General features: G+C 47.3%; 7 protein-coding genes. 5 read left to right on the forward strand and 2 right to left on the reverse strand.

Annotation, left to right across the window (positions count from 1 at the left end; translation table 11 throughout):
- The first annotated feature begins 6 nt into the window (after nt 1–6).
- The 4 genes from MKX75_RS08935 (at nt 7) to MKX75_RS08950 (ending at nt 8608) form a co-directional block, all read left to right on the forward strand.
- Nucleotides 7–1014: a globin-coupled sensor protein gene (locus MKX75_RS08935; protein WP_062833495.1), complete on the forward strand. Its 1008-nt coding sequence runs from the start codon at nt 7–9 to the stop codon at nt 1012–1014.
- A gap of 129 nt (nt 1015–1143) precedes the next feature.
- Nucleotides 1144–2151 carry a LacI family DNA-binding transcriptional regulator gene (locus MKX75_RS08940; RefSeq protein ID WP_062833496.1) on the forward strand — a complete coding sequence of 336 codons (1008 nt, stop codon included), beginning with the start codon at nt 1144–1146 and terminating at the stop codon, nt 2149–2151.
- A gap of 415 nt (nt 2152–2566) precedes the next feature.
- Nucleotides 2567–5860 (forward strand): endo-1,4-beta-xylanase, encoded by a 3294-nt coding sequence (locus MKX75_RS08945; protein ID WP_339169343.1) that lies wholly within the window; start codon nt 2567–2569, stop codon nt 5858–5860.
- Between the two features lie 267 nt (nt 5861–6127).
- Nucleotides 6128–8608, forward strand: coding sequence for an EAL domain-containing protein (locus MKX75_RS08950; RefSeq protein ID WP_339169345.1), 2481 nt, complete (start codon nt 6128–6130; stop codon nt 8606–8608).
- 92 nt (nt 8609–8700) lie between these two features.
- On the opposite strand, the gene MKX75_RS08955 is transcribed toward MKX75_RS08950, so the two are convergent.
- The gene (locus MKX75_RS08955) at nt 8701–10137 is read right to left on the reverse strand and encodes a SpoVR family protein (RefSeq protein ID WP_062833499.1); all 1437 of its coding nucleotides are present in this window, start codon (nt 10135–10137) and stop codon (nt 8701–8703) included.
- The gene (gene yhbH, locus MKX75_RS08960; protein WP_062833500.1) at nt 10134–11303 is read right to left on the reverse strand and encodes a sporulation protein YhbH; all 1170 of its coding nucleotides are present in this window, start codon (nt 11301–11303) and stop codon (nt 10134–10136) included. Before yhbH ends, MKX75_RS08955 begins: the two co-directional genes overlap by 4 nt.
- Nucleotides 11304–11615: 312 nt before the next feature.
- Here yhbH and MKX75_RS08965 point away from each other — a divergent pair, with 312 nt between their 5' ends.
- On the forward strand, nt 11616–12953 hold the full coding sequence (locus MKX75_RS08965; RefSeq protein ID WP_339169346.1) for an MFS transporter: 1338 nt from the start codon (nt 11616–11618) through the stop codon (nt 12951–12953).
- Nucleotides 12954–13006: the final 53 nt, after the last annotated feature.

A 13006-nucleotide genomic window follows, 5' to 3' on the forward strand; every position in this document is an offset into this window, starting at 1 on the left:
CCAGATATGAGCAGTATTTCCGCAACAAGACAGAAGCAACTTGATTACATGGGATTAACCGCAGGGGATTTAGCCCTGCTTGCCGATCATCGGCCTGTTTTTAAAAAAGTCGTTAACGAAGTGGTAGATCATTTCTACAATCATGTGGGAAATTATCCTGAATTGGTAGATCTGATTGCCCGATTCTCTACGATTGATCGTCTCAAAGAAACACAGAAGATGTACTGGTTATCGATGACGGACGGGGTCGTTGACGACGCATATATTGAGCAGCGGATTGCGATTGGACTTGTGCATTCCCGTATTGGTTTGTCCGAGGATTATTATCTGGGCACTTATATGGTCTACCTAGATATCGCAACAAGCATATTCCAACAGGTTATCCCTGATTCCTGGCATCTTGTTATCCAGGCGCTTAGCAAAATGTTCAATCTGGATTCACAGCTTGTCCTTGAGGCCTATGAGAAGAAAGAAAAAGAAAAGTTATCACAGCTTGCAGATGATCAACAACATACACTACAGGCGATCACGCAGATTACGCAAGAACTTACGGGCATGATTAGTGAATTAAATGAAAATGCCCTGGCGATCTCGAGTGTAGCGAAGGAAACAGCGGCTTCTCAGGATCAGGCTCAAGTTCTGCTTACCGAATTGACGGGGGAGATCAATCAGATTGGAAAAATGGGTGAACTCATTCGCGAGATATCGGATCAGAGTCATCTTGTCGGTCTGAATGCAGCGATTGAAGCTGCTCATGCAGGAGAGTTTGGACGAGGCTTCGAAGTGGTCGCCAGTGAGGTACGCAAGCTTGCAGCCAGTTCCCGGGATGCCCAGGGTAAAATTCAGTCTAATCTGGAGCAGATCATGAAGAAACTGAGCAGTGTGCAGCAGGAGTCGGATCATACGTCCCGCGGTGCTCGTAGCCAAGCTTCACGCTCGGCTGAACTCGCTGTATTTGCGACAACAATGGAGAAACTGTCTCTGGATTTGAAGAAACTGGAACAGCAGGAATAGACGTTAAAACCATTAGGAAGCTTCCATACCGTTTCAGGCTGTTTTAAGCTATAATGGGTAGACAAACCTGCCGATGTTATAGAAAATGCAGCCGGAGACAGGGGATTTGAAAGAGGTTGAGGTGATCAGATGGCTTCTATCCATGATGTGGCCAAGGAAGCGGGAGTATCTGTTGCAACCGTTTCCAAAGTGATAAACGATTATCCCGATGTAAGTGAAAAAACGCGCAAAAAAGTAAATATAGCCATCGAATTATTGAAATATCAACCCAATGTGGTCGCACGTGGACTTGTAAAACGCCGTTCATGGACGGTGGGTGTACTGTTAACAGTTCCGTTTACGAACCCGTTTGTGTCGGAGTTGCTGGAAGGAATCAAGACAGCGCTGGAGAACAGTGGATACGATCTGGTCCGGTTGTCTACTCGATTCGACGACCCGACATACTCGTTCATCAAACATTGCCGCAGCCGTAATGTGGATGGCGTTGTAGTATTCGGGGAAGGCAGAGAAAACGCGAGTATTCAGGAACTGGTGGATGCAGAGATTCCGACGATGTTTGTTGATACAGACATGTTAGGTAAGCGTGCCGGATACATTACAACGGATAACGCAAACGGGATCTCCATGAGTGTCAAACATTTGCATGAGCTTGGGCATCACAAAATTGCCTATATCTCAGGCACCCTTGGACCTGCCGTAGCCAATCTGCGATTGGAAGGATATCGGGAAGGGCTGAAAGAATGTGGTATTCCGTATTCTACGGTATATCTGGAAGTCTGCGATTATTCATTCGACGGGGGAAGCAAGGCTGCCCGACGATTGCTGGCACTTCAGGATCAGCCAACGGGGATTGTCTGTGCTTCGGATATGTCTGCCTTTGGTGCGATTCATGAGATTGAAAAGCATGGACTGCGTGTACCGGAAGATATCTCGGTTGTCGGATTCGACAACACGTATTATGCCGAGGTGTTCAAACCAGGACTGACCACGGTGAATCAGAATATCTATTCCATTGGCATTAAGTCCATTGAATATCTGATTGCCATGATCGAAAATCCGGCGTATTCTCCTCCTGTTGTTACGGAACCCTCCAATCTGGTTATCCGTCAGACGACAGCACCAGTCAATGAATCATAATTTGGAACAAACAAGAGCACAGCCATAGGCTGTGCTCTTTTATCGTATCGTCTTGTTATGATGATAATAGATAGTTCATTGATTTTCACCGCTGGATAGAGGGTTAACAACAATTTAAAGGGGGTGTTATTTTCACTTATTATGTGTATTGACAATAAAAGGTATAATAACATAAATTTATTTGTAACCGCTTACTTAATATCGAAAAAGTAAGTATGAGTGGCAAAAGTCATACTCACTCGTAAAGGTTGATGACCATGCATCAGGTGTCCCTGATGCCATCCGTGCAACAATGAAGATTGTTGCCAGCGTAATAATCAACAAGTATATCCATGTATGCAGTACATTGTTGTGAAAGGCCCAACGCTTGGCAGAGTCATAGAACGTTGACATGAACCTACGAGGAGGAGATGGAATGCGCGGGAAATGGTTAAGGTTATGCTTGGTAGCTGTGATGGTTTTCAGTTTGTTACCTAGTATCGGTACAGAAGGATCACGTGTGAATGCTGCAGCAGCCGGGGATATGTTACTGGCTCACTCGTATGAGGATGGTACGACTCAAGGGTGGACGGCGAGAGGCGGAGTAACCGTCGCGGCTACCGGAGATCAGGCATATGAAGGGGCGTATTCACTTCAGACCACGGGACGAACAGCGGCATGGCATGGCCCTGCATTATCTTTGACAGGTGTAGTAGAGAAGGATGCAGTAGTTGAGATCTCCGGATATGTGAAGCTGGTCCCAGGCTCCGTACCTGCCAATCTGAAATTTACGGTGGAACGTCGGGATGGCAACGAGCCTGCGCAGTACGATCAAGTGAATGCAGCTCAGCAAGTGACGGATCAGGAGTGGGTCAAACTGCAGGGTCAGTACAGTTTCCAGCAAGGAACCGATCTGTTGTTGTATCTGGAGAGTGGCGATCCCACCAGTGCATACCTGCTGGATGCGTTCAACGTTCGGCTGGTGACACCTGCACCAGAGAATCCGGGTGAGCCTGGCGCACCTGGCGCACAACTGTTTGCGGCTGATTTTGAAGACGGGAACCTCGGCAGTTGGCGTTCACGGGGCAGTGAGCATTTGGAGGTAGTAACCGGCATCGGTCATAACAGCACACACAGCCTGAAAACCTCGTCCCGGACAGAGACATTCCACGGACCACTGATTGAGGTGCTGGATCATCTGCAAAAGGGAAGTACCGTTCATGTGTCGTTCTGGGCGATGTATGATGAAGGACCTGCGAGTCAGGTTATTAACGGTTCATTGGAAAAGGAATATAACGATGATTCCGCAAGCCGTGAATATGCTTCTTTTGCTTCTACGACCTTGAACAAAGGCGAATGGAAGAAGATTGAGGCAGATATCGTCGTTCCGGGAGAAAACAGCGGAATTACCGGATTAAGGGTATATGCCGAGACTCCATGGAAGCAGTCAGAGCAGGTTACTCCGGCTGACACCATTCCTTTCTACATTGATGATGTGTTATTTACAGCTGCAGAGCAGATTGAGATTGAGGAAGATATCCCGAATCTGGCAAGCACGCTTGCAACATCCTATGCGCTGGGAGCGGCGATTGACTTATCTGCACTGGATGAACAAGATCCACATTCCCAGTTGTTAACGAAACACTTTAACAGTATTACCGCAGGTAACTTTATGAAAATGGATGCTATGCAACCACGCGAGGGTCAGTTTGTCTGGTCCGAAGCGGATCGTCTAGTGAACTTTGCTGAAGCGAACAACATGCAGGTGAGAGGGCATACGCTATTGTGGCACAGCCAGGTGCCAGAATGGTTCTTCACCCATCCGGATGATGCATCACAGCCAGCCACGCGAGAACAGTTGCTTCTTCGGATGAAGACACATATTCAAACGATTATGAATCGTTACCAAGGGCAAGTACACACATGGGATGTCGTCAATGAAGTCATCTCGGACGGAGGCGGACTGCGTAATGAGGCGAGCGGCTCCAAGTGGAGAGACATCATTGGAGATGTGGACGGTGACGGGGATGACAGCGATTATATTGAGCTGGCTTTCCGTTATGCGCGTGAGGCCGATCCCGATGCTGTGCTGGTTATCAATGATTACGGGCTGGAGGGTAGTGCAAGCAAGCTGAATGACATGGTGGAACTGGTTGAAAAGCTGCTGGCCAAAGGAACGCCAATCGATGCCGTTGGTTTTCAAATGCATGTATCCATGTATGGACCGGACGTGCAACAGATTCGAGAAGCTTTTAACAGGGTAGCTGCACTTGGAGTGAACATTCAGGTGACGGAACTGGACGTTTCCATCTATTCAGGGTCTTCGGAACAGGAAAAAGCTGTAACGGATGAATTAATGCTAGAGCAGGCTTACCGTTATCGTGAGTTGTTCGACTTGTTCCACGAATTCGATGAACGAGGTGTACTGGATAGTGTGACCGTTTGGGGACTTGCCGATGATGGCACATGGCTCGATAATCATCCGGTGAAAGGGCGTAAAGATGCACCATTGCTGTTTGATCGAAAATTGAAAGCGAAACCTGCTTATTGGGCATTGGTGGACGCTTCCACTCTGCCGGTATATCGCAATGAATGGATAGCACCTAAGGCTAGTCCTTCTCTCCCGGATCGCAAAGGGCAGGAAGATATGCTTTGGGGTGCTGTAAGAGGACTCAATATTCACCATCTGGCAGATGGTACATCCGGAGTTACCGGTGAGGCGAGATTACTATGGGATGCCAAAAAGGTGAATTTGCGAGTGGAAGTGAAGGATACCACACGTCGCAAAGGTGATCAGGTTCAGGTTTTCCTGGCGGAAGAAACGCAGGACACGGTTGCTGCATCTTCTGGAGATAGTTTATCTGCCAAGAAGAAAAATCCACCGCCTGCAAATGGTCAGTATACGTTCAAACGAGAGGGGGGCAAAGGCAAGGATAAGATTGCATATAGCGTACAGGAGACAAAAACGGGTTATGTTGTATACGCATCACTGCCTTTGTCAGCCGCTTTACTTACCGAAGGCCAGGTCTTGTCTCTGGATTTTCGGATTACGGATGAATATGCTGCCGGAAAGACAGCTACGATCGTATGGAATGATATCTCCGATCAGCAGCCGAATATACCTGCCAATCGGGGCAAGCTGAGGCTGGGCTCTGCACTGAAACATGCGAAGGTCACCTATGGCACCCCGGTTGTAGATGGTCAGAAGGATCGGGTCTGGAAAAAGGCAGCATCGATCACGACAGATGTATGGGCGCTTGGGAATTCCGGAGCAACGGCAACAGCGCAGCTGTTATGGGATGAGCAGTATGTATATGTGCTGGCAGACGTGAAAGATCCTCTGCGGAGCAAATTAAGTTCTAATGCCCATGAGCAGGATTCGATCGAGATTTTTATCGACCCGAGCAAAGATCAGACAACATACTACCAGGAGGATGATGCCCAGTACCGGGTTAACTTTGATAATGAGAGTTCTTTTGGAGGAAATGCACGGAAAGAAAGCTTCAAATCAGCCACCCGATTAACAAGTGGGGGCTATATAGTTGAGGCGGCGATTCCACTAGAGAGTGTTCTTGCTGAAGGGAAAAGATGGATTGGATTCGATCTTCAGGTTAATGATGATGGCGCCGGGGATGGCAAGCGAAGCAGTGTCTCCATCTGGAGTGATGCATCAGGTAATTCTTATCGAGATACTTCCGGTTTTGGCAGTCTGTTACTGACTCGCAAATAGAATATTCAGATAAGGATTTGAATACGAAAATGTCAGGTATGTAACATCCGTATTTCTGGAAAAAAGTGTTGATTTTCAATGCTAGGACGTTTAGACTATATACATTGATATTAAACGGGTTCCGATGTATGACACCGGCTTGAACTAAGTCTGTGTTCACAAGTCAAATGATGCGGAGGGAGTGCCTGTCATCCAGACAGCGCACTCGCTTCTTTTTTACATTTTTGCATACATATGAGGCATTTCCCGGCTGAAAGGAAAGAGTGAGTGGAGCACCTACATGGTACGTACAACTTAGAACTTGTTATTTTATCCTATATTATTGCATCGCTAGCTTCGTACGCAGCGCTTGACCTTGCGGGTCGTGTAAGCCGGACTAGTGGGATGGCGCGAAGTGTATGGCTTACCTGCGGCGCAGTCTCCATGGGTTTGGGAATCTGGTCCATGCATTTCGTAGGTATGCTGGCTTTTGTCCTGCCTACGCAGGTCTCCTATTCCACCGGTAAGGTTGTTCTATCTGTTCTGCTCGCTATTATCGCATCAGGTGTGGCCTTGAACATTGCGGGTAGACAATCCGGCAAGATAAGCAAGCTCATGATTGCTGGAGTACTTATGACAGCAGGGATCAGCTCGATGCATTATGTGGGCATGGCAGCGATGTCGACTCCTGTGACGTATGAGGCGGGCAGAGTGGTATTGTCCATTCTGATTGCAGCCATTGCTTCATTCGCGGCATTGTGGCTCATGTTTTTCTTCCGTTATCGTCAATCCAGACATACCTGGGTTTACAAGATGGGGAGCGGTCTCATTATGGGTGTGGGGATATCCGGAATGCACTATACCGGAATGTCAGCTGCGCATTTCCATCATTCAGATGGGTCGATAACTAGTTCAGGGATGCAGATTGAGCCAGGTATTCTCGCCTATTTGATCGCATCGGGCACATTTATTGCACTTGGCTTGACGTTGTTTGGCATATTTATCAATCAGCGAATGTCACAGAAAGATCGACGGATTCATGAGAATGAGCAGTGGTACCAGGCCCTGTATCATAACCATTCGGATGCCATTATTTCAGTGAATAAGGAAGGTATTGTCAAAGGCATTAATGCGGCTGTAACGACGATCACCGGATATCCTGAAAAAGAAGTCATGGATCGTTCCATTGATGAGATTGCTCAACGGATTGATATCGAATGGATCAGTGAATTTGATTCCATCGACTGGGATGATAATGGGATGGAGCAGGCGCACTACATGGCCAAGATGAGAGACATACAGGGTGAACTTCTGGACCTTAGTATTGTTGTAGTTCCTGTTGTGATTGATGGTAAGCATGTGGGAAGTCACATTCTGATCAAGGACATTACGGAAGAGAAACAGGCTCAGGAGAACATTCGTCACCAGGCTTTGCATGATCCGTTGACGGGGCTGCCCAATCGGCGCAAGTTGGATGAAGTGCTGGCTTATACAATTCAAGATTCAGAAGGAAAAGGAAATTCATTTGCCGTTATGGTCATGGATATAGACCGGTTCAAGATGATTAATGACTCGCTGGGACATTCCATTGGGGATGTATTTCTAAGAGAAGTTAGCAACCGGATCATGGCAGCTATAAAAGCTTCTGATCCCCTGGCTATGGAGAATGTTATGCTGGCCCGCATGGGTGGTGACGAGTTCACATTAGTTGTAACCCATGATCAAGCGACAGAGGTACGCGTGGCAGAACTTGCAAAAGAGATTGTGGAAGCCATTCAGTTACCTTACCGCTTGAAGGAGAATGACTTTTACGTGACAGCTAGTATCGGAATTGCGATGTATCCCGATCATGGCGCAGGCGTGGATGCTTTGCTGAAACATGCGGACTCCGCCATGTATGAAGTGAAGAAGAACGGCAAGAATGGTTTTCAGTTCTACACCGCTCAACTGGATTCGGAACTCTATGAACGTATTGAACTGGAAGGTTACCTGCGTAAAGCGTTGGAGCGCGATGAGATGGTCTTGTACTATCAACCACAGATTCGTACCGAGGATAGCCGTATGATTGGTGTGGAGGCTCTTATTCGTTGGAATCATCCACTCAAAGGTCTGCTTGCACCCAATGTGTTCATTCCGCTTGCAGAAGAGACGGGCATGATCTATGAAATTGGCAACTGGACACTGCGGGAAGCATGCAGGCAGATGAAGCTCTGGCATGCCAGTGGTGGACCGCTCATTCCGGTATCGGTTAACTTGTCCAGCCAGCAGTTCCATCAATCCAATTTGGTAGAACAGGTCAAAAATGCACTCCATGAGACAGGGCTGGATGCTCGATATCTGGAGCTGGAGATTACAGAGAGCATGATGATGGATGCAACAGTATCCACGGCGATCCTGAACGAACTAACGGCGCTAGGTGTCAAGATCAGCCTGGATGATTTTGGTACTGGATACAGTTCACTGAGTTATCTGAAGCATTTCCCGATTCACAAGCTCAAGATTGATCGTTCATTCGTGACGGACATTACAGAGAGTCACAGCGATCAAGCCATTGTGGCGACCATTATATCGATGGCACAGAATCTCAAGATGGAAGTCATCGCCGAAGGTATAGAGACGAAAGGTCAACTGGATATTTTGATGCAGAATGATTGCCGCGAGATTCAAGGGTATTATTTCAGTCGTCCACTGCCGGCAAGTGAAGTAGAGCATGACTTTTTTGTACCGCTGCGGTTGCAGGGCAATGGTACACCACCGGTACAATCCTAAATTCTTTTATATGCCAAGCGGCAAGTCCCCGTGTATGTCGGGAACTTGCCGCTTTTTTGGTGTCTTATCTCTTAATAATCTTATCTACAACCTCACAAAAACTTGCGGTGGTGCTTCTTGCCATCATACGTAAACCAGATTGGTTTATCCTCGACACGTGTCTCTACATGTACCGTACGTCCCCAAAGGCGATACAGATAAGGCAGGGTGCGTTCCATATATTTCAGATCCAGCTCGATGCCCTCATATTGATGTTTGAGCACGAGTTCTCCGGTCCGCAAATAGTCAGCATCTTGCACGACCAGATAAGGGGAACCCCCGTTGACACGTGAAAATACGAGCTGATCCCGTATGTTCTCCCAGGCCTTGTCGGTAATTTTCCAGTCCGGGCCTTTTTTCTCAAATACGTAGAGGTCGAGGTCTTCGGTTAATTGCTTGGTCATGTAATTGCGGATAAATGAGGTATCGGAATCGAATTCACGCACCTCGAACATTTTGGCACGACCTTGGCCTGGTTTGCGGCCCCAACGTTCCTGTTCTTCACGGGTTGGATTATCCCAGCGGCGCTCAATATCCTCGAAAATCTTCAGTCCCAGATAATACGGATTCAGACTTTGTTTGGATGGTTGCACCACGGAGGAGTTGAGTTTGGCAAATTCGATCGTATCCTCACTGTTCAGATCGAGCTCGCGTATAATGCGTTGATGCCAGTAGGATGCCCAACCTTCGTTCATGATTTTGGTTTCCATCTGTGGCCAGAAATAAAGCATCTCTTCACGCATCATACTCATGATATCCCGCTGCCAGTCGGTCAACACTTCCGAAAATTCCTGAATAAACCACATAACATCCTTCTCCGGTTCAGGAGGGAAATGATGGACTTGTATGCCTTCGGCTGGTGCTTCTTCGGCCTGCACGACGTCAAGTGACCATAAATCATCATAGCGACCTTCTGGCCGTGGAGCTTTCTCACCACGTTGCTCCCGCATTTTCATCTCCATGTAACGTTGTTTGTCCAAATGGCGGGGTTTAATCAGCTGTGGGTCCACATGTTCCTGAATTGCGATCACGGCATCGATAAATGCTTCAACCGCTTCCGTTCCGTACTCCATCTCATAATTGCTGATCCGATCGGCTGTAGCGGCCATACTTTCGACCATATTACGATTGGATTTGGAGAAGCGGGCATTATTTTTGAAAAAATCGCAGTGCGCCAGTACGTGGGCTACGATCAATTTGTTCTGAATCAAGGAATTGCCATCCAGCAGGAAGGCATAACAAGGGTTGGAGTTGATGACAAGCTCATAAATTTTGCTGAGTCCAAAATCGTATTGCATTTTCATCTTATGAAATGTTTTGCCGAAGCTCCAGTGGCTGAATCTGGTCGGCATGCCGTAGGCTCCGAATGTATAAATAATATCCGATGGGCAGATTTCGTACCGCATGGGGTAATAATCCAGGCCAAATCCATCGGCAATCTCCATAATCTCGGCAATGGCGTATTCTAGGTCGCGGATCTCATCTGTCATCTAACGCTGCCTCCTTCCCTTTTCTGGAAAAAGCTGCGCAAAGCTTTGTACACTTCGCCTTTTTCTTTGATCACATAATACATGAACTGATCCATCTTGATATGACGGTAAGCCGACATCAGTGTGCTGCTGCGGTTGTACTGATTCACCTCGCCGTATCCAAACATGTTGCTGCGCTTCATTAACTCACCAATCAGCTTCACACACCGTTCGTTATCCGAGGTGAGGTTATCCCCGTCAGAGAAGTGGAATGGGTAGATATTGTAGCTGGAAGGTGGGTAACGACTATCAATAATATCCAGTGCCTTCATATATACAGAGGAGCAGATGGTGCCTCCGCTCTCGCCACGGGTAAAGAACTCTTCTTCGGTTACTTCCTTGGCTTCAGTATGATGGGCGAGGAACACAATCTCGACCTTCTCATACTGTCGGCGTAGAAAACGGGTCATCCAAAAGAAGAAGCTGCGCGCGCAGTATTTCTCAAATGAACCCATGGACCCGGATGTATCCATCATGGCAATAATAACGGCGTTGGATTGTGGAATGATCTTGTCTTCCCATGTCTTGTAGCGCAGGTCATCCGGACTGATGTGATGGATGCCTGGTGTGCCGGTTGTTGCATTGCGGCGCAGATTCTCCATTATGGTACGTTTCTTGTCAATATTGGACTGCATGCCTTTTTTTCGAATATCGTTGAATACCACCGTATGTGTCTCAATCAGGTCTTTATCTTTCTGCTTCAGATCGGGTAATTCCAGCTCAGCGAAGAGCATATCTTCCAGTTCCTCAATACTAACTTCGGCTTCCACAATATCATGACCAGGCTGATCACCAGCTTTTTCGCCTTTGCCGGGCTTCTGTGAAGCAGCAGGATCACGACCGATGACGTCTCCGACCTGACTGTCACCGTCTCCTTGACCGACATGTTTTTGCTTCTGGTAGTTATACACAAAACGGTACTCATCCAGACTGCGGATTGGTACCTTGATGATTTGTTTTCCATCAGACATGATGATGTTTTCTTCCGTGATCAGATCAGGCAGATTCTGCTTGATGACATCTTTCACCTTTTGCTGATGGCGCTGTTGGTCCTGGTACCCTTTGCGGTGAAGCGACCAATCTTCCTTCGACACGACGAACGAGTAAGGCTGGTGTGAATTTGACATGTAGGCACCCCCCATTGATTACGCGGCACAGTTTGGCCTGTCGGTAATTAAGTATATTCACGGGCGAGGACGATATGTGATGAGAGTGGATATAAAATGATACAATTACGCAAGTTCACCTCGGAGGTAAGATGAGTCTTAAGAACAGAACCTGCTCCATTTTTTACATAAACAGTGAACAAGTGTGATATCCTTCCTTTACAATAGGAGGAAGACATCGATATGGCATCTAAATAGAGGTTGTTTAAAAAGTCCATTTAGACTTTTTTAAACACGCACTAATATAGAGATGCATGTAAAGGAAGGATTCATGTGAATAAAAAGGCGATTAAGGCTTGGATTATGTATGATTGGGCCAACTCAGCTTATGCAACAACAGTACTGGCGGCAGTATTGCCTGTATTCTATGCTTCGGTGGCTGCAGCTACGCTGGATACGGATACCGCTGCCTCCTACCTGGCCTATACACATTCCATTGGCATGTTGTGCGTAGCTCTGTTAACACCGCTACTTGGTACGTTGGCTGATTTGTCAGGACGGAAGGGTGACTTCCTGCGTGTATTTGCAATCATAGGCGTCTTTGCTACATTGGGATTCAGCGCAATTGGAGAAGGGGACTGGCTCCTTGCTTCTGTGTTACTGGTCATTTCGACCATTGGTTTTGCGGGTGGTAACACCTTTTACGATGCGATGCTGCCGGATCTGGTTCCCGTGGAACGCAGGGACATGATATCCTCCAAAGGTTATGCCTATGGATATATTGGAGGAGGCTTGCTGCTTGCCGTAAACATGCTGATGATACAGCAACCGGGCTGGTTTGGGATGAGCAGTACACTGGCAGGTACAAGGCTTGCGTTCATCTCTGTATCGTTATGGTGGTTACTGTTCTCGATACCGATCTTTCGCCATGCTCCGAGACGACCTGCATCACCGGACATGCCTGGATCATGGAAAGGGTACGCCGTGGTGGGCGTTCGCAGACTGCGGCAAACCTTCCGTCAGATGCGGCGTTTTCCCCAGTTAATCCGTATGCTGGTGGCTTTCTGGTTTTTTAATGACGGCATTAATACCATCATTCTGATGGCTACGATTTATGGGACAAGTATTGGTATTGGTACAGCCGACTTGATGCTCGCACTACTGCTGACACAGTTCATCGGATTTCCGTGCACCTTGTTATTGGGAGCATGGGCACAGCGCTGGGGAGCGAAGCAGGTATTGATCGTGAGTTTATCCGTGTACATATGTATTGTGATTCTTGGTTATTTCATGACACAAGCGAGCCACTTTTATATACTCGCTGGGCTGGTTGGTGTCGTGCAGGGTGTGAGTCAATCCACAGCTCGTTCCCTGTTTAGCAATCTGATGCCAGCTGGCAGAACGGGAGAGTATTTTGGTTTTGTGAATATTACAGGCAAATTCTCTTCGATCTTCGGTCCATTTGTGTTTGGTTATGTTGGGCAGATCACTGGTTCCACGCGTTGGGGCATTCTGTCACTCATCTTCTTTTTCGTCGCTGGAATTGCTGTATTGTTAACCGTGAAGGTACAAAAGGGGATGCAGGATGCTACACTGGCAGATCAGGAAGAAGAGCAAAAAGGGCGTATCGGAGCTGCTGGGAAAAGTTCAAATGTAAGGTTTACGGGCTAGTTTTTCATCGGTTTTCATACTAACTCCTTAATGGATACTCTTGTGGCTTCAGG

The sequence above is a fragment of the Paenibacillus sp. FSL R5-0341 genome, assembly GCF_037975235.1.
Classification (GTDB): Bacteria; Bacillota; Bacilli; order Paenibacillales; family Paenibacillaceae; genus Paenibacillus; species Paenibacillus amylolyticus_A.

Excerpts from the sequence above, each read along its gene's own strand:
- MKX75_RS08935 (WP_062833495.1), top strand. The coding sequence starts at position 7 with ATGAGCAGTATTTCCGCAACAAGACAGAAGCAACTTGATTACATGGGA.
- MKX75_RS08940 (WP_062833496.1), top strand. The coding sequence starts at position 1,144 with ATGGCTTCTATCCATGATGTGGCCAAGGAAGCGGGAGTATCTGTTGCA.
- MKX75_RS08945 (WP_339169343.1), top strand. The coding sequence starts at position 2,567 with ATGCGCGGGAAATGGTTAAGGTTATGCTTGGTAGCTGTGATGGTTTTC.
- MKX75_RS08955 (WP_062833499.1), bottom strand. The coding sequence starts at position 10,137 with ATGACAGATGAGATCCGCGACCTAGAATACGCCATTGCCGAGATTATG.
- yhbH (WP_062833500.1), bottom strand. The coding sequence starts at position 11,303 with ATGTCAAATTCACACCAGCCTTACTCGTTCGTCGTGTCGAAGGAAGAT.